Source organism: Cupriavidus sp. USMAA2-4, assembly GCF_001854305.1.
Lineage (GTDB): Bacteria > Pseudomonadota > Gammaproteobacteria > Burkholderiales > Burkholderiaceae > Cupriavidus > Cupriavidus malaysiensis.
In genome coordinates, this window is sequence record NZ_CP017748.1 from 2,160,855 (window position 1) to 2,181,347 (window position 20,493).

At 69.9% G+C, this 20,493-nt stretch carries 22 protein-coding genes; 12 read left to right on the top strand and 10 right to left on the bottom strand.

Annotation, left to right across the window (positions count from 1 at the left end; translation table 11 throughout):
- Positions 1–15 precede the first annotated feature (15 nt).
- Complete coding sequence (gene argB, locus BKK79_RS09510) at positions 16–933, bottom strand: acetylglutamate kinase (RefSeq protein ID WP_071010765.1); 918 nt, start codon at positions 931–933, stop codon at positions 16–18.
- Positions 934–1,204: 271 nt separating this feature from the next.
- Between argB and BKK79_RS09515 the strand changes: the two genes are divergently transcribed.
- The 3 genes from BKK79_RS09515 to BKK79_RS09525 are packed head-to-tail and all read left to right on the top strand — an operon-like array spanning position 1,205 to position 2,311.
- Positions 1,205–1,783 carry a sigma-70 family RNA polymerase sigma factor gene (locus BKK79_RS09515; RefSeq protein ID WP_071015998.1) on the top strand — a complete coding sequence of 193 codons (579 nt, stop codon included), beginning with the start codon at positions 1,205–1,207 and terminating at the stop codon, positions 1,781–1,783.
- Between the two features lie 42 nt (positions 1,784–1,825).
- Positions 1,826–2,059: a zf-HC2 domain-containing protein gene (locus BKK79_RS09520; protein WP_071010764.1), complete on the top strand. Its 234-nt coding sequence runs from the start codon at positions 1,826–1,828 to the stop codon at positions 2,057–2,059.
- A gap of 12 nt (positions 2,060–2,071) precedes the next feature.
- Positions 2,072–2,311, top strand: coding sequence for a cysteine-rich CWC family protein (locus tag BKK79_RS09525; RefSeq protein ID WP_071037588.1), 240 nt, complete (start codon positions 2,072–2,074; stop codon positions 2,309–2,311).
- Between the two features lie 15 nt (positions 2,312–2,326).
- Here the strand turns inward: BKK79_RS09525 and BKK79_RS09530 are convergent, their stop codons facing one another.
- The gene (locus BKK79_RS09530) at positions 2,327–2,830 is read right to left on the bottom strand and encodes a DMT family transporter (protein WP_071037589.1); all 504 of its coding nucleotides are present in this window, start codon (positions 2,828–2,830) and stop codon (positions 2,327–2,329) included.
- Positions 2,831–2,921: 91 nt separating this feature from the next.
- Between BKK79_RS09530 and BKK79_RS09535 the strand changes: the two genes are divergently transcribed.
- On the top strand, positions 2,922–3,857 hold the full coding sequence (locus tag BKK79_RS09535; protein ID WP_071010761.1) for a LysR family transcriptional regulator: 936 nt from the start codon (positions 2,922–2,924) through the stop codon (positions 3,855–3,857).
- 327 nt (positions 3,858–4,184) lie between these two features.
- Here the strand turns inward: BKK79_RS09535 and BKK79_RS09540 are convergent, their stop codons facing one another.
- Positions 4,185–4,703, bottom strand: a complete 519-nt coding sequence (locus BKK79_RS09540) for a copper chaperone PCu(A)C (protein WP_071037590.1) — start codon at positions 4,701–4,703, stop codon at positions 4,185–4,187.
- Between the two features lie 197 nt (positions 4,704–4,900).
- On the opposite strand from BKK79_RS09540, the gene BKK79_RS09545 reads away from it, so the two are divergent.
- Both BKK79_RS09545 and BKK79_RS09550 read left to right on the top strand, forming a co-directional pair.
- On the top strand, positions 4,901–6,238 hold the full coding sequence (locus BKK79_RS09545) for an ATP-binding protein (protein WP_083384193.1): 1,338 nt from the start codon (positions 4,901–4,903) through the stop codon (positions 6,236–6,238).
- A gap of 42 nt (positions 6,239–6,280) precedes the next feature.
- Positions 6,281–6,898 (top strand): response regulator transcription factor, encoded by a 618-nt coding sequence (locus BKK79_RS09550; protein ID WP_071010759.1) that lies wholly within the window; start codon positions 6,281–6,283, stop codon positions 6,896–6,898.
- A 29-nt stretch (positions 6,899–6,927) separates the two neighbouring features.
- Here the strand turns inward: BKK79_RS09550 and BKK79_RS09555 are convergent, their stop codons facing one another.
- The 6 genes from BKK79_RS09555 to BKK79_RS09580 form a co-directional block, all read right to left on the bottom strand.
- On the bottom strand, positions 6,928–7,275 hold the full coding sequence (locus BKK79_RS09555) for a hypothetical protein (protein ID WP_071010758.1): 348 nt from the start codon (positions 7,273–7,275) through the stop codon (positions 6,928–6,930).
- Positions 7,276–7,450: 175 nt separating this feature from the next.
- Positions 7,451–7,654: a CsbD family protein gene (locus BKK79_RS09560; RefSeq protein WP_071010757.1), complete on the bottom strand. Its 204-nt coding sequence runs from the start codon at positions 7,652–7,654 to the stop codon at positions 7,451–7,453.
- Between the two features lie 305 nt (positions 7,655–7,959).
- Positions 7,960–9,291 (bottom strand): ATP-dependent protease ATPase subunit HslU, encoded by a 1,332-nt coding sequence (hslU, locus tag BKK79_RS09565; RefSeq protein ID WP_071010756.1) that lies wholly within the window; start codon positions 9,289–9,291, stop codon positions 7,960–7,962.
- Positions 9,292–9,332: 41 nt separating this feature from the next.
- On the bottom strand, positions 9,333–9,869 hold the full coding sequence (hslV, locus tag BKK79_RS09570; RefSeq protein WP_071010755.1) for an ATP-dependent protease subunit HslV: 537 nt from the start codon (positions 9,867–9,869) through the stop codon (positions 9,333–9,335).
- 221 nt (positions 9,870–10,090) lie between these two features.
- Entirely contained in the window at positions 10,091–11,077 is a 987-nt protein-coding gene (locus BKK79_RS09575; RefSeq protein WP_071037591.1) for a tripartite tricarboxylate transporter substrate-binding protein, read from the bottom strand.
- 385 nt (positions 11,078–11,462) lie between these two features.
- On the bottom strand, positions 11,463–12,368 hold the full coding sequence (locus tag BKK79_RS09580; RefSeq protein WP_071037592.1) for an alpha/beta fold hydrolase: 906 nt from the start codon (positions 12,366–12,368) through the stop codon (positions 11,463–11,465).
- 158 nt (positions 12,369–12,526) lie between these two features.
- Here BKK79_RS09580 and BKK79_RS09585 point away from each other — a divergent pair, with 158 nt between their 5' ends.
- From BKK79_RS09585 to BKK79_RS09610, 6 genes are all read left to right on the top strand, one after another.
- Entirely contained in the window at positions 12,527–13,057 is a 531-nt protein-coding gene (locus BKK79_RS09585; protein ID WP_071010752.1) for a Fur family transcriptional regulator, read from the top strand.
- Positions 13,058–13,117: 60 nt separating this feature from the next.
- Complete coding sequence (locus BKK79_RS09590; RefSeq protein ID WP_071037593.1) at positions 13,118–14,188, top strand: CobW family GTP-binding protein; 1,071 nt, start codon at positions 13,118–13,120, stop codon at positions 14,186–14,188.
- A 310-nt stretch (positions 14,189–14,498) separates the two neighbouring features.
- Entirely contained in the window at positions 14,499–15,185 is a 687-nt protein-coding gene (dksA, locus tag BKK79_RS41515; RefSeq protein ID WP_231907969.1) for an RNA polymerase-binding protein DksA, read from the top strand.
- 255 nt (positions 15,186–15,440) lie between these two features.
- Complete coding sequence (gene zigA / locus BKK79_RS09600) at positions 15,441–16,739, top strand: zinc metallochaperone GTPase ZigA (protein ID WP_071010749.1); 1,299 nt, start codon at positions 15,441–15,443, stop codon at positions 16,737–16,739.
- Positions 16,729–17,169 (top strand): hypothetical protein, encoded by a 441-nt coding sequence (locus tag BKK79_RS09605; protein ID WP_071010748.1) that lies wholly within the window; start codon positions 16,729–16,731, stop codon positions 17,167–17,169. The genes zigA and BKK79_RS09605 overlap by 11 nt, the downstream gene beginning before the upstream one ends.
- 332 nt (positions 17,170–17,501) lie before the next feature.
- The gene (locus BKK79_RS09610; protein ID WP_071037594.1) at positions 17,502–19,661 is read left to right on the top strand and encodes a TonB-dependent receptor; all 2,160 of its coding nucleotides are present in this window, start codon (positions 17,502–17,504) and stop codon (positions 19,659–19,661) included.
- A 185-nt stretch (positions 19,662–19,846) separates the two neighbouring features.
- On the opposite strand, the gene BKK79_RS09615 is transcribed toward BKK79_RS09610, so the two are convergent.
- Complete coding sequence (locus tag BKK79_RS09615) at positions 19,847–20,416, bottom strand: GNAT family N-acetyltransferase (RefSeq protein ID WP_231907968.1); 570 nt, start codon at positions 20,414–20,416, stop codon at positions 19,847–19,849.
- Positions 20,417–20,493: the final 77 nt, after the last annotated feature.

The following is a 20,493-nucleotide window of genomic DNA, read 5'->3' on the forward strand; positions in this document are numbered from 1 at the left end:
CCGCGACGGGTCCGCTCAGTGCGAGCGGATCATGGTGCCGAACGCCTGCTCGGTAAGAATTTCCAGCAGCAGCGAGTGCTCGATGCGGCCGTCGATGATGTGCACCGAATTGACGCCGCTCTTGGCGGCATCGAGCGCCGACGAGATCTTCGGCAGCATGCCGCCGGAGATGGTGCCGTCGGCGAACAGCTCCTCGATCTCGCGCGCCGACAGGTCGGTCAGCAGATTGCCCTTCTTGTCCATCACGCCGGGGATGTTGGTCATCATCACCAGCTTCTCGGCCTTCAGGATCTCGGCCATCTTGCCGGCGACCACGTCGGCGTTGATGTTGTAGGCCTGGCCGTCGTCGGAGAAGCCGATCGGCGAGATCACGGGAATGAAGGCGTCGTCCTGCAGGGCGCGCACCACCGCCGGGTTGATCGCCTCGATGTCGCCGACGAAGCCGATGTCGATGAAGGTGCCCGGATTCTCGCGGTCCGGCATCTGCAGGCGCTTGGCGCGGATCAGCCCGCCATCCTTGCCGGTCAGGCCGACGGCCTGGCCGCCGTACTGGTTGATCAGCATCACGATATCCTGCTGCACCTCGCCGCCCAGCACCCACTCGACCACTTCCATGGTCTCTTCGTCGGTGACGCGCATGCCCTGGATGAAGGTGCCGACCTTGCCGACCTTCTTCAGCGCCTCGTCGATCTGCGGGCCGCCGCCGTGCACCACCACCGGATTCATGCCGACCAGCTTGAGCAGGATCACATCGCGCGCGAAGCCGTGCTTGAGCTTCTCCTCGGTCATGGCGTTGCCGCCGTACTTGACCACGATGGTCTTGCCGTGGAACTTGCGGATATAAGGCAGCGCCTCGGCGAGGATCTCAGCCTTCAGGGAGGGGGCGATGGCGGCTACCGAGGTGACGGCAGGCCCGGGTGCGTCGGCGTTCATGGCAGGGGACATCCGAGAGGTTCAACAAGTATCATGATCGTGTCAAAATCGCTGCGCGGCGGGTTCGCCGCCTTCCGTGGAAGGCGTGGCACCGGTCGCCGGGAGCGGCAGGCGCCGATTTTACAAGAAACCGCGTGCCGCGCGCGCACACCGCCCGACGCAGCGCTGGCGGCGGCCGGGAAGGCCCGGCGCGGCGCCCCGCACGTGCGATGCGCGCAACAGCGAGCGATGCCCGCCGCCCGCCCCCTCAACCTTGCCGCAGGCCGCGCCGATGCCCCTCGATCCTGACGAACTGCAGTCCCTGCGCCCCCACCTGCTGCGCTTCGCCCTGCTGCAGCTGCGCGACGAGGCGCTGGCCGAGGACACGGTGTCGGAAACGCTGCTGGCGGCGCTGGAACACCCCGAGCGCTTCGCCGGCCAGTCAGCGCTCAAGACCTACCTGATCGGCATCCTCAAGCACAAGATCATCGACACGCTGCGCAGCGGCCGCCGCGAAGTGACGCTGGCGCTGAGCGCGGGCGAGGACGGCGACGAGCAGTCCGACCTCGAAGCCTTCGACGCCCTGTTCGCCCGCAACGGCCACTACCAGACCCCGCCGTCCGACTGGGGCGATCCCGACCGCACCTTCGAGCGGCGCGAGTTCTTCGAAATCCTGCAACTGTGCGTGGACCGGCTGCCGGCCAAGATCGGGCGCGTCTTCATGATGCGCGAGTGGCTGGAACTGGAATCGGAAGAAATCTGTCAGGATCTGCAGATCAGCGCGACCAATCTGTGGGTGATGCTCTACCGTGCCCGCATGCGCCTGCGCGAATGCCTCGAGCTGAACTGGTTCGGCCAGCGCGCGGGCTGATGCCGGCCGGCCCGGGAACCCGCCCGCCCCTCCTAGGAAACCATGCCTGATACGCCGCCACGCCGCCGCCTGATGCCGACCTGCCACGAGGTGCACCAGCTCACCATGCAGGGGCTGGACCGCGAACTCGGCTGGGTCCAGCGCCTGCGCGTGCGCAGCCACCTGACGATCTGCGACGCCTGCACCCGATTCGCCGGCCAGATGCGCCTGATGCGCGCCGCCATGCGCCACCTCGGCCGCGACGACGGCGCGGCCGGGCCACGCCGGGAAGGCTGAGGCAAACGCCACATGAGCGACCGGCCGGCCCCGCCTCCCGCCCCCGCCCCCGCCTGCGCCGTGCTGACCGGCCAGTTGCGGCCGGTCGAGCACTGCAGCCGCTGCGGCAAGGGTTTCGTCTGCGGCCACGCGGCCGGCCTGCCCGCCTGCTGGTGCGCCAGCGAGCCGCTGCTGCCGGCGCGCGCCATCGTGCCGGGCCGGCACTGCCTCTGTCCCGACTGCCTGCGGCAGCGCCGCGCCGGACAGGACTGAGCGGGGCGCCCGGGCTCAGGCGCCGGCCGCGGCCCGCACGCCTGGCGCACCGCCCCACTGCATCACCGCCACCCCCAGCACCACCAGCAAGGCCCCGCCCAGGCGCGCAGCGCTCAGTTCGCGCACGGCAAACCCGGCCAGGCCGAACCGGTCGGCCGCCAGCGCCGCCAGCATCTGCCCTGCCACCACCGCGGCGATGAAGCTGCCCGCGCCCAGCCGCGGCGCCAGCACCAGCGCGGCGGTGATATAGAAGGCACCGAGCAGGCCACCGCTCCACATCCAGCCGCGCACGCCGGCGGCCGCACCGACCGCCGGCAGCGGCACGCGCAGCGCCGCCAGCACCAGCACCACCGCCACCAGGCTGACCAGCAGCGAGACCAGGGTCGCCCACAAGGGATGGCCCAGCGCGCGGCCCAGCCCGCCGTTGGCCCCGGCCTGCAGGGGAATGACCGCGCCGGCGGCGACGCCCATCAGCAGCGACGGCAGCAGGGCGAAGGGGGAAGCGAGAAGCGAAGCCATGGCGCGATCCGAGGAATATCCGAGAGCGCTCAGTTTCAAATATTCCCTTTAAAAATTCCAATTCCGACTTCAAAGATTTAATATTCGCAGCATGAATAATCTACGTGCTATCGACCTGAACCTGCTGGTGGTGCTGGAAGCCCTGCTGGCGGAACGCCATATCTCGCGCGCGGCGCTGCGCCTGCACCTGAGCCAGCCGGCCGTCAGCCATGCGCTCGGCCGCCTGCGCCAACTGCTCGACGATCCGCTGCTGGTGCGCGGCCAGGGCGGCCTGGTGCTGACCGCGCGCGCCCACGAACTCTCCGGCCCGCTGGCCGAGGCGCTGGCGCAGGTGCGCATCCTGCTGGGGCCGTCCGGCTTCCAGCCGGCGACCGCGCGCCGCACCTTCCGCCTGGCCATGTCCGACTACGGCGCCATGGTGGTGCTGCCGCGCCTGCTGCGCGCGGTGCGCAAGGCCGCGCCGGGCATCGACCTGGTGGTGACGCAGGCCAGCCGTGAGGCAATGACGGCCAAGGTGGCGGACGGCGAGATCGACGCCGCGCTGGGCGTGTTCGCCAATCCGCCGGAAAGCGTGCGCGCACAGACGCTGTTCGAGGATGACTATGCCTGCGCGGTCGACGCCGCCACGGTACGCGACAACGGCCGGCTCGACCAGGTCGCCTACCTGGCGCGTTCCCATGTGCTGGTGGCCACGCACAGCGAGCGCGTCGACGCCATCGACGCGGCCGTGGCCAAGCTCGGCGGCCGCCGCAAGATCGCCTGCGTGCTGCCGCACTGGAGCGTGGCGCCCGCGCTGATCGCCGGGACCAACCTGGTACTGACGACGGCACGGCGCAGCCTGGCCGCGCTGCAGGAAGACCCGCGCTTCGCCGTGTTCGACCCGCCGTTCGCGCTGCCGGGGCTGACCTTCAGCATGATCTGGCACGAGCGCATCGAAGCGGATCCCGGCCACATGTGGCTGCGCGAACGGGTGGTGGCCGCGGCCGCGGGTCAGGAATCGGGAGAATCGATCAGCCTGCGCGGCTGAGCACTGGAATCGCCGGCATCGTCGGCGTCGCCGCAGCCGTCAGACTGCTCGGCTGCCCCGGCGGGCTGGCCCGACGGCGTATCGTGCCGCTTCGCGGCCGGGCCGCCGCGGCGGACGGCTGGCCGGCCACCCGAGGGCTGCGGCAAGGTTCCTGCGCCGGGCGCGGGAGGGGACGCTGGAAGAGGCGCGCGCCCGCGGCGCGGTGGCGGAGCGGGCGGCCGGGCCGCGCCGCGCGCCGGCACGCCGGTGCCGCCACGGTAGACCAGCTTCTGCCGGGTGCCCAGCTGCTTGTTGGCCATGGCGGCTGCCCGTGCCCTGCGGCGGCGCTCAGTGCATGTGGCCGCTATGGCCACCTTGGCCACCTTGGCCACCCTGCCCCATGGCTCCCTGCCCCATGGCGCCCAGGTCGCGCACCTCGGCATCGACGCGCTGCTCGGTGACCTTGCCGCCCTGTTCGATCTTCAGCGTCAGGGGCACCTTGTCGCCGGCCTTGAGCTGGCTCTTCAGGCCCATCAGCATCACGTGGTAGCCGCCCGGCTTCAGTTCGACGTCCTGCATCTTGGGCAGGTCGATCGAGGCCACCGGGCGCATGCGCATCACGCTGCCGTCCATCTTCATCTCGTGCAGCTCCACGCTGGCCGCGACGGGCGAGGACACGCCCACCAGCTTGGCCGCCTCATGGGCGTGCAGGGTCATGAAAGCCCCGGAGGCGGTCTGGGCCGGCACGGTGCCGCGCGCCCAGGCATTGCTGATGTCGACCTGGGCCAGCGCCGCGCCGGAGGCCAGGGCGGCGAACAGGGCGACACAGGAAGCGGCGGCGCGGGCCGCACGGAACTTGGCATGCATGACTGACTCTCCTGAAGATGGGTCTGGTTGGTTCTGCTGCAGGACTCACATTAGACCACGCGGGACGGTGGCGGCCAGCGTCCGGCATCTCGGCGCGCGGGCGGATCGTCCAGTCTGGCAGCGCCGCGCCGGCGCACCAATGCGGCAAGGTGTCGCACGCGCCGGCCGACCGGCGCGTGCGTTGCTACACTGCCGCCATGCCATCCGCTCTCTTCCTGTACGCCCCCTTCGCGCCGGCGGCCGACGGCCAGGCGCGCCACAACCTGGTGAGCCTGCGCCGGCTGTTCTGGCTGCGCTGGGCGCTGCTGAGCGCGCAGGCGACCATGCTGCTGACCTGCGAGGCGCTGGCCGGCGTCATCCTGCCCTACCGCCCGCTGCTGATCATCTTCGCGCTGCAGACCCTGTTCAACCTGATGACGGGCCTGCGGCTGCATCTGCACTCCAGCGACGACGCCGCGCCCAGCGACGCGGAACTGATGGGTCAGCTGATGGTCGACCTGACCGCGCTGTCCGCCATCCTGTTCTTCACCGGCGGCGCCACCAATCCCTTCGTCTCCTTCTACCTGCCGGGACTGGCGATCGCGGCGGCCATCCTGCCGTGGCGCATGGTGATGGCGCTGGCGCTGTTCGCGCTGGCCTGCTATTCGGTGCTGCTGCTCGAATACGTTCCGCTGAACCTGATCAACCCGGACAACGCGGTCAACTACCACCTGGCCGGCATGTGGCTGAACTTCGTCGCCAGCGCGGTGATGATCGCCTTTTTCGTGGCGCGGCTGTCCGGCGTGCTGCGCCAGCGCGACGCCCAGCTCAGCCAGGCGCAGGAGCAGTTGCTGCGCGAGGCGCGCGTGGAAGCGCTCAATGCGCAGGCCGCCGCGGTGGCCCATGAGATCGGCACGCCGCTGTCCACGCTGGCGGTGATCGCCGGTGAACTGCGCGGCGATGCCGAGCACCGCCAGCACGGCGCCACGCCGGTGGCAGGCTACCTGGCCGACCTGCAGACCATGGAGCAGCAGATCGAGCTGTGCAAGTCGATCCTGGCCCGGCTGCGCGAAGACCATGCCACGGTGGCGCCCCAAGCCATCGCCTCCTGGCTGCCGGCCTTCGTCGAGCGCTGGCAATTGCGCCACCCGCAGGCGCAGCTGCAAGCCAGTGCCGCGCCCGCGGCCGCCGCGCAGGAAATCGAGCCGGCCCGGGTCGGCCAGATCCTCACCATCCTGCTCGACAACGCGGCGCGCAGCCAGCAGGGCGCCACCCCGCCGCTGCAATTGTCGATCGCGCTGGAAAGCGGCACCCCGCACGCCACGCTGTGCTTCCGCGTGGCCGACCACGGCGGCGGCATCGCACCGCTGCTGCGCCAGCACCTGGGCGAAGCCCCGGTGGCCAGCTCGCACGGCGGCCAGGGTATCGGCGCCTACCTGGCGCAAAGCACGGCGCTGCGCATGGGCGGCCGCCTGAGCTGGCACGACCATGCCGGCGGCGGCACCGTCGCCGAGCTGCGCCTGCCCCTGGCCGCGCGCGCGGCCGCCGGCGCCTGAATCCTCCAAGCCTGTTTCCCGAGACATCTCCCGAGATCCGCCATGAATGAAGTCCCCCCCACCGCTGCCGGCGACGCTCCGGGCGACCCCGCCGGCGCCCCCTTCCTGGTCGTCGACGACGACACCGTCTTCGCCGGCACGCTGGCGCGCGCGCTGGCACGCCGCGGCTACGCCGTGCAGGTGGCGCACACCCGCCAGGAGGCGCTGGCACTGGCCGAACGCACCGCCTTCGCCTATGTCACGCTGGACCTGCACCTGAACGCGCCCGCCGAGGCCGGCGGCACCGCTCCGGCGGACTCGGGCCTGCACCTGATCGGCCCGCTGCGTACCGCGCTGCCGCACGCGCGCATCCTGATCCTGACCGGCTATGCGAGCATCGCCACCGCGGTCACGGCGGTCAAGCAGGGCGCGGATGAATACCTGGCCAAGCCGGCCAACGTCGACTCGATCCTGACCGCGCTGATGGCGGGGGTGTCGGAGGACGCGGCGGAAGCCGCGCTGGAAGAGCCGGTGCCGCTGTCGGTGGCACGGCTCGAATGGGAGCACATCCAGCGCGTGCTCAACGAGCACGGCGGCAATATCTCGGCAACGGCGCGCGCGCTGAACATGCATCGCCGCACGCTGCAGCGCAAGCTGGGCAAGCGGCCGGTCTCGCGCTGACGGGAGGTGCCGGCGGGACGTGCCCGCGTTCAGAGTCGCAACTGCACGTAGTTCCAGGCCAGGCCGTCGTCGTCGCCTACGCGATCGGCCAGCCGCAAGGCATCCGCGGCATGGCGATCGGCGCGCCAGACCAGGTCGGCGGCCTGCATGGCCTGCGCCAGCGGCGCAGCCCCGCTGGGGGTGCCTGCCGGAACGACGGTGCCGGCGTGGGCGGCAGTCACCAGCGCCGGCAAGCGCGCCGCCGGCGCGCCGCCACCAGCGCTGCAAGCCGCCGCGGCGTCCGGCGCCGCCGCCGGTCCGGGCCGCGCGCACAGGAACAGCGTGGCCGCCGCCAGGCCGCACAGCACGGCGGTGGAAATCATCAGTTCGCGTTTCATCTCGTCCTCCTCGGCGAAGCCGGGCCATGCCGGCGGAAATGGGCACGGCGGGCCGCGGCGGCCACGCCGTGCGCCCCGTACAGGCGACGGCCGCAGCGCCCTCAAGCGACTGCGGCCGCACAGCTTCGCAGCGCGCGCCGGCAGGCGCCAGCGCACTTACCAATGCTTACCTGGCTTACCAGCGTGAGTCACGCTCCCAGGCCTTGAGTTCTTCTTCCACGCGCTCCTTGGTGTAGCCGTAACGCTCCTGGATCCGGCCGGCGAGCTGGTCGCGCTTGCCCTGGATGCGTGCCAGGTCATCGTCGGTCAGCTGGCCCCACTTCTCCTTGATCCGGCCCTTGGCCTGGTCCCACTTGCCTGCGATCTGGTCCCAATTCATGACAGCCCCCTGCTTGGCACAGCACGGCGCGCGCGCACGTGCGATGGATGGATAGATGGACAGCGCGCAGCCGGGTTGTCCGGCCCGGCCCGCGAGAACAAGCTTAGGAGCGCGCCGGACGTCACAGCAGGCGTGCCGCGCCGAAAGGCGTGTCGGACGATTCCCACAGGGCAGCCGGGACGCAAGACCGAGGTCAAGGGTGAGGAACCAGGACGAGGAACAAAAAAAAGCGCACCTTGCGGTGCGCTTTTGTTGCGGCCTGGTCGGCCGCGGTAAGCGGACCAGGGCCCCGATGCCGCGTGCGCTCAGAGCACGTAGCGCGACAGGTCTTCGTTGCCGACCAGGTCGCCCAGGCGCGCGTCGACGTAAGCGGCGTCGACAGTGATCGTCTCGCCCGACGACTTGGCCGCGTGGAACGACAGGTCTTCCAGCAAGCGTTCCATCACCGTGTAGAGGCGGCGCGCGCCGATGTTCTCGACCTTCTCGTTGACCGAGAAGGCGATCTCGGCCAGCCGGCGGATGCCGTCCGGCGCGAACACCAGGTTGACCTCTTCGGTGGCCAGCAGCGCCTGGTACTGCTTGGTCAGGCTGGCATCGGTCTGGGTCAGGATGGCCTCGAAGTCGGATACCGACAGCGACTCCAGCTCGACGCGGATGGGGAAGCGGCCCTGCAGTTCGGGAATCAGGTCGCTGGGCTTGGACAGGTGGAAGGCGCCGGAAGCGATGAACAGGATATGGTCGGTCCGGATCATGCCGTACTTGGTGCTCACCGTGGTGCCCTCGACCAGCGGCAGCAGGTCGCGCTGCACGCCCTGGCGCGACACCTCGCCGCCGCCGATCTCGCTGCGGCTGGCGATCTTGTCGATCTCGTCCAGGAACACGATGCCGTTCTGCTCGACATTGGCCACGGCCTTGTGCTTGAGCTCCTCGTCATTGACGAGCTTGGCGGCTTCCTCGTCGACCAGCAGCTTGAAGGCTTCCTTGACCTTCATCTTGCGGCGCGCCTTCTTGCCCTGGCCCATGCCGGCGAACATCGAGCGGATCTGCTCGGTCATTTCCTCCATGCCCGGCGGCCCCATGATGTCCATGCTCGGCAGGCCGGCCGACACCTCGAGCTCGATCTCCTTGTCGTCGAGCTGGCCCTCGCGCAGCTTCTTGCGGAAGACCTGGCGGGTGTTGGTGTCCTTCTCCTCGGGCTGGGCGAAGCCGACGTCGCGCGCGGGCGGCAGCAGCACGTCGAGCAGGCGGTCCTCGGCGGCCTCCTCGGCCTTGACGCGCACCTTCTTCATCTCCGATTCGCGCGTCTGCTTGACCGCCATCTCGGCGAGGTCGCGCACGATGGTGTCGACGTCGCGGCCCACATAGCCCACCTCGGTGAACTTGGTGGCCTCGATCTTGATGAAGGGCGCGTCGGCGAGCTTGGCCAGGCGGCGCGCGATCTCGGTCTTGCCGACGCCGGTCGGCCCGATCATCAGGATGTTCTTCGGCGTGATTTCCTGGCGCAGGGGCTCGGCCACCTGCTGGCGGCGCCAGCGGTTGCGCAGGGCGACGGCCACGGCCTTCTTGGCCTTGTCCTGGCCGATGATGTGCTTGTCGAGTTCGGAAACGATTTCCGACGGGGTCATGGTTTGCGACATGGTATCCGTTCAGTGATGGCCGGGGGCGGGCCGCCCGACGCTCATTCCAGCGTCTCGATGACGAAATTGGTGTTGGTGTAGATGCAGAGTTCGCCGGCGATGGTGAGCGACTTCTCCACGATGTCCTTGGGGGCCAGGTCGGTATTCTCGACCAGGGCCTTGGCCGCCGACTGGGCGTAGGAGCCGCCCGAGCCGATCGCGGCCACGCCGCCCTCGGGATCGAGCACGTCGCCGTTGCCGGTCAGCACCAGCGTGGTGTCGCGGTCGGCGACGATCAGCATGGCCTCCAGGCGGCGCAGGGCGCGGTCGGAACGCCAGTCCTTGGCGAGGTCCACGGCAGCGCGCGTCAGCTGGCCCTGGTGTTTCTCCAGCTTGGCCTCGAAACGGTCGAGCAGGGAGAAAGCGTCGGCCGTGCTGCCGGCGAAGCCGACCAGTACCTTGCCGTTGTAGATACGGCGTACCTTGCGCGCCGTGCCCTTCATGACGACGTTGCCGAGCGTGACCTGCCCGTCACCGCCGAGCGCGACCTGGTTGCCGCGGCGTACGCTGAGAATAGTGGTGCCGTGATACTGTTCCATGATGGCTTCGGAGAGGGGATCTGCCCAGCAAGTGGCGGCGGCCGGCGCGAATTCAAGGGCCGGCGCCCGGGAGGCTGCGCGGCGCACGCGCCGCACAGCGGTTCCCTCACTATAGACGCCCCCCGCCGGCGCGGCGCAGCGGCGCCGCAAAGCAAAAGGCCACGCCGCCGGCGTGGCCTTTTGCGCTGGGCAAGCCGCCCGCCGGGCAGCCTGGGCGCGGATCAGTCGGCGTAGACGCCGGCCTTGCGGATCACCGGAGTCCACTTGTTGATCTCGCCGGCGAGGAAGGTGCGCAGCGAATCCGGCGTGGCGCGCTGGGCAGGTACCGCCTCGGCACCCAGTTCGGCCATCTTGGCACGGAAATTGGGGTCGGCCACGGCCTTCTGCAGGGCCGCCGACAGCTTGTCGATGACCGGCTTGGGCGTGCCCTTGGGCGCGTACATGGCGTGCCAGATCTTCACTTCCACGCCCGGCAGGCCCTGCTCGCCCGCGGTCGGGATGTCCTTGAAGGCTTCCACGCGGCGCGCCTGCATGGCGGCGTAGGGCTTGAGCGAGCCGGCCTTGAGCTGGCCGGCGATATTGGTGGTCTGGTCGCATATCAGGTTGACCTGGCCGCCCAGGATGTCGGTCAGCGCCGGCGCCGTGCCCTTGTAGGGCACCGTGGTCAGCTCGGTCTGGATCGCGCTCTGGAACAGCAGGCCGCACAGGTGCGAAGCCGAGCCGATACCGGCATTGGCCAGCGAGAGCTTGCTGGCATTGGCCTTGATGTACGGCAGCAGGTCCTTGAAGTTGCTCGGCGGCAGGTTCTTGTTGCCGACCATCACCATCGGCACGTCGGCGATCTCGCCCACCATCTCGAAATCCTTGAGCGGGTCGAAGCCGAGGTTGCGGTACAACGCCGGCGCGGTCGACATGCCGATGTGGTGGATCAGGATGGTGTAGCCGTCGTTGCGCGCCTGCGCGACCTTCTTGGCGCCGATGGTGCCGCCGGCGCCACCCAGGTTCTCGATGACGATCTGGGTACCCAGGTGCTTGGACATGATCATGGTCAGCTCGCGCGCAACCTTGTCGGTCGGACCGCCGGCGGAGAACGGCACCACGGCCGACACCGGCTTGCTGCCCGGATACTCGTCAGCATGTGCGCCAGGCGTCACCCACACCAGACCGACCGCCAGCGCGGCCGCCACCTTCAGTGCAACTCGTTTCATCTTCTCTCCTGGATACCCTGTTGTTCCCGTCCACGGTATGGCGCCCGGCCGGATTCGCCAGGCGCGTGCCCGCCGCCGCTCGCGGCGGGCCGCCCAGTGCCGCGAGGCGCCGCAGATCCGGCCTCGCCCCGGCGTCACCCCGCGGCAATGCGCCGGCTCCGGGGTGGGCGGAGCGCAATGCTATCAATTGCAGACATCCAGACACATTAGTGCTAACCCGGTCGCTGCCTGTGGCGGCGGAGCGGCCTGGCGGCGCGGCGGCCGCCTGCCTGGTGGAACGGAAAACAGGAGATATGAGAAACAAGCGTCACAAAACAGGCCGTCGCGGCGCTGCACCGGGTGCCTGGCCGCCCTGGCGCTCCGGCGTGCCGGCGCCGCAACCGCCTCAACGGAAGAAGGCCAGCATCTCCCCGGCCAGTGCCTCGGCGGCCTCCTCCGGCACGTAGTGACCGCAGGGCAGCGCCTGCCCGCTGACGTCCTGCGCGACTTCCTGCCACAGCGCCAGCGGCTCGAAGCAGCGCGCGACCACGCCGTGCTCGCCCCACAGGACCCGCAGCGGGGGCGCCAGCCGGCGCCCGGCCTCGCGGTCGGCGCGGTCGTGCTCCAGGTCGACGCCGGCCGAGGCACGGTAGTCCTCGCACATGGCATGCACGCGCGCCGGTTCGCGCATGGCTGCGCCATAGGCGGCCAGGGCATCGGCGGCGAACGGCTCGGGACCGCCCTGGCGCATGCCCAGGCCCAGGCAGCGCGCCAGGAAGAAGTCGGGCTCGGCATTGATCAGGGTTTCCGGCAGGGGCTCTGGCTGGATCAGGAAGAACCAGTGCCAGTAGGCGGCGGCGAAGGTCATGCTGGTGCGCTCGTACATGGCCAGCGTGGGGGCGATATCGAGCAGCATCAGGCGGCTGACCGCCTCCGGATGGTCCATGCAGAGCCGGTGCGCCACGCGCGCGCCGCGATCGTGGGCGCACAGCGCGAAGCGCGGGTAGCCGAGCGCCGCCATCAGCGCGACCTGGTCCTGCGCCATGGCGCGCTTGCTGTAGGCGGCATGCCCGGGCCCGCCGGGCGGCGCCGAACTGCTGCCATAGCCGCGCAGGTCGGTGGCGATCACGGTGAAGTGGTCGGCCAGCGCCGGCGCCACCTTGTGCCAGATCAGGTGGCTCTGGGGAAAGCCATGCAGCAGCAGCAGCGGCGGGCCGGAGCCGCCCCGCACGCCGGCGATCTCCGCGCCGCCCACCTTCAGGCGCAAGGGTTCGAAGTTGGGATACAGCAGCGCGCTCGCGTCATTGAGCATCTCGGGTCTCCTCCCTGGCGGCGGCGCCCCGCGGCGGGACGCCGGCCTCTTGTTGGCGATGATAGGCGCATTCGCCGCGACGGAAGCCAAGGCATGGCCAGCCCCGCCAGAATTGCAACTAAATTGCATCACCCAGGGGGCTATGGTTAAATCGGGTCATGACCCACCCCTCCGAGACCTGGCCGGCCGGCGCGCCGGCCGCAGCCGCCCTGGACGACGCGCGCGAACGCCTGCGGCGGCTGGGCGCGCGCGTGACGCAGCCGCGCCTGTGCATCCTGGCCTGCCTGATCGGCAGCGACGAAGCCCTGACCCACCAGGCGGTGCTCGACCGCATTCCCGCCACCGGCGAAGCCATCGACCGCGTGACCGTCTACCGCGTGCTCGACTGGCTGGTCGAACAAGGCCTGGCGCAGAAGCGCGCCGGCAACGACCGCGTCTTCCGCTTCAGCCTGGTCGAGCACGAGGCGGCGCGCGCCCAGGTCCATCGCCGGCACAGCCATTTCCACTGCACGCGCTGCGACCGCACCTTCTGCCTGGACGACGGCAGCGTGCCCGCCGGGCTGGACGCCCCGCGCGTGCCCAGCGGCTTCGCCGTCGAACACGTCGAGCTGACCGTCAATGGCATCTGCGCCGAATGCGGCGCGCGCACCGAACCTGCGCGGCAGGCAGCGCCGGCGCAACCCGAATAAACGAGGCGGCACCGCCCGCCCGTGCGGCGCCGCGCCTTTCCCCTTCCACGGAGAACGACAATGTCCAAACTGATCCCGGTCACCATCCTGACGGGCTTCCTCGGCAGCGGCAAGACCACGCTGCTCAAGCGCATCCTGAACGAGCAGCACGGCATGAAGATCGCCGTGATCGAGAACGAGTTCGGCGAAGAGAACATCGACAACGAGATCCTGGTGCAGGACGGCCGCGAGCAGATCGTGCAGATGAGCAACGGCTGCATCTGCTGCACCATCCGCGGCGACCTGGTGGCCGCGCTGTCGCAGCTGATCAGCCGCCGCGATGCCGGCGAGATCGACTTCGATCGCGTCGTGATCGAAACCACCGGCGTGGCCAATCCCGGTCCGGTGGCGCAGACCTTCTTCATGGACGAGGAGATCGCGCAACGCTACCTGCTCGACGCGGTGGTCACGCTGGTCGACGCCAAGCACGCCGAGCAGCAGCTGGACAAGCAGGAAGAGGCGCAGCGCCAGGTAGGCTTCGCCGACGCCATCTTCATCACCAAGGCCGACCTGGTCGGCGAGCCCGAGGTGGCGGAGCTGCGCCACCGCCTGCTGCACATGAACCCGCGCGCGCCGATCCGCACCGCGCACTTCGGCGAAGCGCCGATCGACGCCATCTTCGACCTGCGCGGCTTCAACCTGAACGCCAAGCTGGAGATCGACCCCGACTTCCTGCGCGCCGACGACGAGCACGATCACGACCACGGGCATGACCACGAGCACGGCGAGCAGTGCGGCGCCGACTGTGGCCATGACCATGGCCATGCGCACGATCACCACCACCACCACCATCACACCGATCGCATCGCTTCCTTCGTCTTCCGCAGCGAGCAACCTTTCCACTATGGCAAGCTGGAGGAGTTCCTGTCCGGCATCCTGTCGGTGTACGGCGAGAAACTGCTGCGCTACAAGGGCGTGCTGTACATGCAGAACGTGGACCGCAAGGTCGTGTTCCAGGGCGTGCACCAGTTGATGGGCAGCGATGTCGGGGCCAAGTGGGGCGACGAAACGCCTGGCACCAAGATGGTGTTCATCGGCGTCGACCTGCCCAAGGACGCCATCCTGAAGGGCCTGGCCAACTGCCTGGCCTGAGCGCCGGCCCGCCGGTCCGGCCCCGCATGCCCCCCTTTCGGGTGGGATTTGGGGTCTGGATCGGAAAAGACCGCCAAAATCGACCGGTTTTCCCCCGTATCTCGGAAAAATTTGTTCAAGTACAATAGGTCGGATTTAGTGCGGGCGGCGTGGCTTGGAATTCGCCACCCGAGTTCGGCAGGACGGCGTCCGTCGTCGGTACGAGGTGGGTCGCCAGGCGCGGTCGCAGTGCTTCGTGCGGAGACCGCCTGATTCCGCCCCGGGGCACCGGCAAGCGTCATCCCAGATCGACGCGAAAGAGAGGTGTCCCATGTCAGCCGCAACAAAAACGAAGGAAAGCCGCAGCAAGACAGCTAGCGTTGCGGCCGAGACGATAGAGGCGCCGTCCCGCAAGGCGGCATCGGGATCCCGCAGTGACACGGCGCGCGCCGCTGCAAGCGGGTCCAAGGGAGGCACGCGAAGCAGCAAGACTGCAGCCAGCCAGAGTGAAACGTCCACGCCGCGCAAGCAGCCGGACACTGCACCCGAGCGGAGCCCCGCCCCGCCGGTCGCATCAACAAGAGAATCAGCAGCAACCATGAGCAGCAATAAACTTCTGACTGAAGCTGAAATCCTGAAGATGGGCGACAAGGATTACATGAATGAAGCGCAACTCGCTTTCTTCAAGCATCGCCTTGAACAGCTGCGCGACGACATCCTGAAGAACGCCGACCAGACGACGGAGCACCTGCGCGAAACGGTCATCGTGCCGGATCCGGCCGACCGCGCCACCATCGAGGAAGAGCATGCCCTCGAGCTGCGCACCCGCGATCGCGAGCGCAAGCTGCTGAAGAAGGTCGAGCAGGCCCTGGTCCGCATCGAATCCGGCGAGTACGGCTGGTGCGAGGAAACCGGCGAGCCGATCGGCGTGCCGCGCCTGCTGGCGCGCCCCACCGCCACGCTGTCGCTGGAAGCCCAGCAGCGCCGCGAACTGCGCCAGAAGCTGTTCGGCGACTGAGCATTGCCGGCTTCCGGCGGGCAGCGCGCCCCCGCCAGAGCACGGCCCGGCTTGCCGGGCCGTTTTGTTTTGTGCGGGCCGCCCTGCGCGCCCGCCACCCGCCACCTGGCCGGCGGCGGGCAGTCATTCTGTCTTTGTGGTGTCATCGACACCGGCCTAAGATGGAGGCCTGGGCCCGGCTGTGCGTCGGGCCGGCTTTCTGTTACAGTCGCAACTTTGTTGCAATAACCAGCGCCACGCGGCGCTCCGCTTGTCATGGCCGATCGCCTGCCCGTCACCGTGCTGTCCGGATTCCTCGGCGCCGGCAAGACCACCCTGCTCAACCACGTGCTCGCCAACCGCGAGGGCAAGCGGGTCGCTGTGATCGTCAACGACCTCGCCGACGTCAACATCGATGCGCGCCTGGTCGGCGACGGACGCGTGGCCCAGGCCGGCGAGCGGCTGATCGAGCTGTCCAACGGCTGCATCTGCTGCACCTTGCGCGAGGACCTGCTGACCGAGATCGGCAAGCTCGCGCGCGAAGGCCGCTTCGACTACCTGCTGGTCGAGTCCACCGGCGTGGCCGAGCCGCTACCGATCGCCGAGACCTTCACCTTCGAGGACGAGCACGGCACCACGCTGGACCAGGTCGCCCGCCTCGACACCATGGTCACGGTGGTGGATGCCGCCCACTTCCTGCGCGATTTCAACGAAGCCGACTACCTGAGCGACCGCGGCCAGGCGCGCGACGAAGACGACGACCGTACCGTGGTCGACCTGCTGATCGAGCAGGTCGAGTTCTGCGACGTGATCGTGCTGAACAAGATCGATCTGGTCAGCGCAGCCGAACGCGAGCGCCTGGCCGGCATCCTGCACACCCTCAACCCGCGCGCCGACATCGTGGCCGCCTCCTTCGGCCAGGTGCCGCTGGCGCGCCTGCTCGACACCGGCCGCTTCGATTTCGAGGCCGCCGCCGCGGCCCCCGGCTGGCTGGCCGAACTGCGCGGCGAGCATGTGCCCGAGACCGCCGCCTACGGCATCGGCAGCTTCGTCTACCGCCGCCGCCGCCCCTTCCATCCACAGCGCTTCGCCGCGCTGATCCATGGTGACTGGCTGCGCGAGCATGGCAACGTGCTGCGCTCCAAGGGCTTCTTCTGGCTGGCCGGCCGCATGGACACCGCAGGCAGCTGGAGCCAGGCCGGCGGCGTCTGCCGCCATGGCGGCGCCGGTGCCTGGTGGGCGGCCGTCGATCCGGCCGAATGGCCGGCCGAGGACGAGGCCCGCGCCGCCATCGAGGCCGACATGCTGGACGAGGACGGCCAGCCTGCACGCTTCGGCGACCGCCGCCAGGAACTGGTCTTCATCGGCCAGGACATGGACCGCGCCGCGCTGGAAGCCCTGCTCGACGCCTGCCTGCTGGACGATGCCGAGATGGCCGCCGGCCCGTCCGCCTGGGCTGCCTGGCAAGACCCCTTCCCCGCCTGGGACGACACCTTCGACGGCCTCGACGGCGACGACGGCGACGACGACTGCGGTCACGATCCGGACCGCTGCGACTGCGGGCATGCGCACTGAACGGCACGCGCCGCGCCGGCCGAGCCTGGCGCACGCGCTCTGGCTCTCGTTGTGCCTGCTGCTGGCCCAGCATGCCGGCCTGACGCACCGCGTCCTGCACGGCGGCCTGCAGAACCAGCCGCTGCTGGCGGCCGCCGAAGCGGCGCCGGCTGCGGCCGGCCTGCTGTCGGACCCGCTGGCCGACCCGCTGGCCGACGGCACCCTCGATGAAGGCCCGCGCGACCCGCTCGCCCTGCGGGGCGGCGGCCACTCTTGTGTCCTCTTCGATGCGGCGGCCCTGGCCGACACGCATTGCAGCCTGGCCCTGCCCGGCGTGCTCGCGCACGGGCACCCGCACGCGCCGGCCAGCGCCGAGGCGGCCCGGCCCGACCTCGCCCCCCTCACAGCCTTCCATCCGCGCGCCCCACCGGCAGCGCTCGCACTCGCCTGATCCCCGGGGCCCGAGCGGCCCCGCCTCCACCAGCATCCACCGACCCGCGGACCGCCGCCGGCCGGGCCCGTCGCATACCCGCACGCGCCCGGCGGCGCCTAGTGTCCTGATTCTTCCATTCGTTGGATCGCCCGGTCTGTAGAGAAGACGTTCGAGGCCAGGAACGACGCGCAGCAAGGCTGGAGCCTTGCGGGCATTCGTGACGGCGCATCGCATGGCTTATCGACGGACTCAGGACGCACCGAGTCAACGAATTTGTGATTCAGGACACTTGCCCCGCGCGTCGCTCCGCGCCGGCACCGCGCCGGCGCGGCCCCTATCGATTGCGAGCCATGCCCAACCTGCAAGCCCACAAGAAGAACGCCTCGCGGCGCCCCTCACGCTCCGCCCTGCGCGCCATCTCCGCGCTCACCGCCCTGCTCGCCTCGGGCGGCGCCTATGCGCAAGGCGCTCCCGCCGAAAGCGCGGACGCCGCGGAAAGCGCCGAGCGCAACACCCTGAAGACCGTGGTGGTCACCGCCAACCCGCTCGGCAGCGAACTCAACGAGATGGTCGCGCCCGCCAGCGCGCTGCAGGGCGATGCCTTGACGCTGCGCCAGGGCAGCACGCTGGGCCAGACCCTGGATGGCCTGCCCGGTGTCTCCTCGACCGGTTTCGGACCCAATGCCAGCCGGCCGGTGATCCGCGGCCTCGACGCCGACCGCATCAAGATCCTGCAGGACGGCGGCAGCACCGTCGACGCCTCCTCGCTGTCCTATGACCACGCGGTGCCGGTCGACCCGCTGGTGGCCGAGCGGATCGAAGTGGTACGCGGCCCGGCCGCGCTGATGTACGGCGGCAACGCCATCGGCGGCGTGGTCAACGTGATCGACAACCGCATTCCGAAGGCACCGGTGGAAGGCGTCGGCGGCGCGCTCGACACCAGCGCCACCGCCGGCGGCGACCAGGGGCGCGGCGCCAGCGCCCTGCTCGAGGCCGGCAACGGCCGCTTCGCCATCCACGCCGATGCCTTTGCCCGCAAGACCAGCGACCAGCGCATTCCCGGCTTCGCGCGCAGCGCCGCGCTGCGTGCCAGCCAGCCCCTCGCCGAAGGCGAGAGCGAGGCCTACGGCCGCCTGCCCAATACCAGCGCCCAGCAGGACGGCGGCTCGCTGGGCGGCGCCTATACCTGGGCCGATGGCTTCGTCGGCGCCAACTACAGCGCCTACCGCAACGAATACGGTACCCCCGCCGAGTCCGACGTGCGCCTGAAGATGAAGCAGGACCGCTTCGCCCTGGCCGGCGAGGCACGCGAGTTGTCCGGCGCCACCGGCGGCTGGCTGGAGGCGGTCAAGGCGAGCTTCAGCCACACCGAGTACGAGCACAAGGAAATCGAGCACGGCGCGACCGGCACCATCTTCCGCAACCGCGGCTGGGATGCGCGCGTGGAAGCACGCCATGGCAACATCGGCCCGCTGCGCGGCGTGGTCGGCGCCCAGTTCGGCCAGACCCGCTTCTCGGCGCTGGGCGAGGAAGCCTTCGTGCCCAGTACCGACACCGACAACGCGGCCCTGTTCGTGTTCGAGGAACTGCCCCTGGCCGCCGGCGGCGACCTCAAGCTGGACCTGGGCGGCCGGCTCGACCACAGCCGCGTCAGATCCAGTGCCAACGGCAACGAGCGCTTCAGCGACGCCAGCCGCAGCTTCAACGCCGCCAGCGCGTCGGCCGGCCTGCTCTACAAGCTGACACCGGCCTGGTCGCTGAGCAGCAACCTGGCCTATACCGAGCGCGCGCCGACCTTCTACGAGCTGTTCGCCAACGGCCCGCACGTGGCCACCGGCACCTGGGAAGTCGGCGACCCGAACGCGGCCAAGGAACGCGCCACCTCGCTGGATCTCGGCGTGCGCTTCAAGAACGGGCCCCACAGCGCCAGCCTGTCCGGCTACTACAACCGCTTCGCCAACTACCTGGCGCTGCAGGCCACCGGCCATGCACGTGATGAGGCGGGCGACGTGGTCGCCGCGGGCACCGCAGGCGCCCTGCCGGAGTTCCGCTACGCAGGCGTGCCCGCCACCCTGTATGGCTTCGAGGCGGAAGGCCGCACGCGCCTGGCCGAGCGACTCGCCTTCGCCGGCGACAGCCTCGACCTGGAAGGCCGCGTCGACCTGGTACGCGGCAAGAACCGCGACACCGGCGAGCCGCTGCCGCGCCTGGCGCCGCTGCGCCTGGGCGGCGCGCTGATCTACGGCGCGGGCCCCTGGAACGCGCGCGTGGACGTCACCTATGCCGCGCGCCAGACCCGCGTGCCGGCCAACGACACGCCGACCGAGGCTTATACGCTGCTGGGCCTCGCGCTGAGCTACAAGTTCAAGCTGGCCGGCACCCAGACCCTGGTCTACCTGCGCGGCGATAACCTGACCAACCAGGACGCGCGCAATGCGACCTCCCTGCTGCGCGACATCGCGCCGCTGGCGGGACGCAGCGTCAAGGTGGGCCTGCGCACGACCTTCTGAGCACCCGCGTGGCGGCGGGCCGGTCCGCGCGGCGGTTCAGCGCGGGCCGGGCGGCCACTCCGTATACGGATAGGAGGGGATGGCCGCCGCATGCGCCTTTTGGCAGGTCCGGCACGGGCAATGCACGATCGGCCCGTCGAGCCGGTCGATCTCGAAGCGCACGGCCCCGCGCAGGCAACTGCCCTTCATCCTCTCCCTCCCAGGCTGGCCGGGCCGAACGATTCCGGCACCAGCGAATAGACCGCAGCCGCGCATGGCAGCCCGTGCATGACCAGGCGGTTGCGCGCGATGCATTCGAACTGCGCGCCGATCTTCTCCGCCACGCCGCGGCTGGCCGCGTTGTGCTCGGCCGCCACGATCTCCAGCCGCGTCAGGCGCAGGCGGTGGAAGGCGAAGCAGGCCATCATCGCCGCCGCGCGCGAGGCCAGGCCCTGGCGCTGGCGGCTGGCGCGGATCCAGTAGCCGAGATTGCCCATGTTGTAGGCGCTGTGGACATCGCTGACGGCGACACCGCCATAGAGCTCGCGGCCATCGGGCGAATACACGCCGACGTCGTAGCTGGACCCGGCGGCCAGGTTGTCGGCGCAGATATCGAACCAGGCCTGCGCGTCGAGCGCATCGTAGCCCTCGTGCGCCCAGGGCATCCAGACGCCCACGCTGGCGCGCGACTCGCGCACGGCAGCCACGAATTGCGGCACGTCGGCGTGCCGGAACGGCCGCAACATGAACCCCTGTCCATGCAGCGTCTGCATCATGCGATTCCGTGCCTCCCTTTCAGGCAGATCTGCCTCAGGCCGCGCCTGGTGCAGGTCCGGCCACCATGGCATCCTCG

Bases quoted from the DNA above. Each gene is read 5' to 3' on its own strand.
- argB (WP_071010765.1), bottom strand. From the start codon at position 933: ATGAACGCCGACGCACCCGGGCCTGCCGTCACCTCGGTAGCCGCCATC.
- BKK79_RS09515 (WP_071015998.1), top strand. From the start codon at position 1,205: ATGCCCCTCGATCCTGACGAACTGCAGTCCCTGCGCCCCCACCTGCTG.
- BKK79_RS09520 (WP_071010764.1), top strand. From the start codon at position 1,826: ATGCCTGATACGCCGCCACGCCGCCGCCTGATGCCGACCTGCCACGAG.
- BKK79_RS09525 (WP_071037588.1), top strand. From the start codon at position 2,072: ATGAGCGACCGGCCGGCCCCGCCTCCCGCCCCCGCCCCCGCCTGCGCC.
- BKK79_RS09530 (WP_071037589.1), bottom strand. From the start codon at position 2,830: ATGGCTTCGCTTCTCGCTTCCCCCTTCGCCCTGCTGCCGTCGCTGCTG.
- BKK79_RS09535 (WP_071010761.1), top strand. From the start codon at position 2,922: ATGAATAATCTACGTGCTATCGACCTGAACCTGCTGGTGGTGCTGGAA.
- BKK79_RS09540 (WP_071037590.1), bottom strand. From the start codon at position 4,703: ATGCATGCCAAGTTCCGTGCGGCCCGCGCCGCCGCTTCCTGTGTCGCC.
- BKK79_RS09545 (WP_083384193.1), top strand. From the start codon at position 4,901: ATGCCATCCGCTCTCTTCCTGTACGCCCCCTTCGCGCCGGCGGCCGAC.
- BKK79_RS09550 (WP_071010759.1), top strand. From the start codon at position 6,281: ATGAATGAAGTCCCCCCCACCGCTGCCGGCGACGCTCCGGGCGACCCC.
- BKK79_RS09555 (WP_071010758.1), bottom strand. From the start codon at position 7,275: ATGAAACGCGAACTGATGATTTCCACCGCCGTGCTGTGCGGCCTGGCG.
- BKK79_RS09560 (WP_071010757.1), bottom strand. From the start codon at position 7,654: ATGAATTGGGACCAGATCGCAGGCAAGTGGGACCAGGCCAAGGGCCGG.
- hslU (WP_071010756.1), bottom strand. From the start codon at position 9,291: ATGTCGCAAACCATGACCCCGTCGGAAATCGTTTCCGAACTCGACAAG.
- hslV (WP_071010755.1), bottom strand. From the start codon at position 9,869: ATGGAACAGTATCACGGCACCACTATTCTCAGCGTACGCCGCGGCAAC.
- BKK79_RS09575 (WP_071037591.1), bottom strand. From the start codon at position 11,077: ATGAAACGAGTTGCACTGAAGGTGGCGGCCGCGCTGGCGGTCGGTCTG.
- BKK79_RS09580 (WP_071037592.1), bottom strand. From the start codon at position 12,368: ATGCTCAATGACGCGAGCGCGCTGCTGTATCCCAACTTCGAACCCTTG.
- BKK79_RS09585 (WP_071010752.1), top strand. From the start codon at position 12,527: ATGACCCACCCCTCCGAGACCTGGCCGGCCGGCGCGCCGGCCGCAGCC.
- BKK79_RS09590 (WP_071037593.1), top strand. From the start codon at position 13,118: ATGTCCAAACTGATCCCGGTCACCATCCTGACGGGCTTCCTCGGCAGC.
- dksA (WP_231907969.1), top strand. From the start codon at position 14,499: ATGTCAGCCGCAACAAAAACGAAGGAAAGCCGCAGCAAGACAGCTAGC.
- zigA (WP_071010749.1), top strand. From the start codon at position 15,441: ATGGCCGATCGCCTGCCCGTCACCGTGCTGTCCGGATTCCTCGGCGCC.
- BKK79_RS09605 (WP_071010748.1), top strand. From the start codon at position 16,729: ATGCGCACTGAACGGCACGCGCCGCGCCGGCCGAGCCTGGCGCACGCG.
- BKK79_RS09610 (WP_071037594.1), top strand. From the start codon at position 17,502: ATGCCCAACCTGCAAGCCCACAAGAAGAACGCCTCGCGGCGCCCCTCA.
- BKK79_RS09615 (WP_231907968.1), bottom strand. From the start codon at position 20,416: ATGATGCAGACGCTGCATGGACAGGGGTTCATGTTGCGGCCGTTCCGG.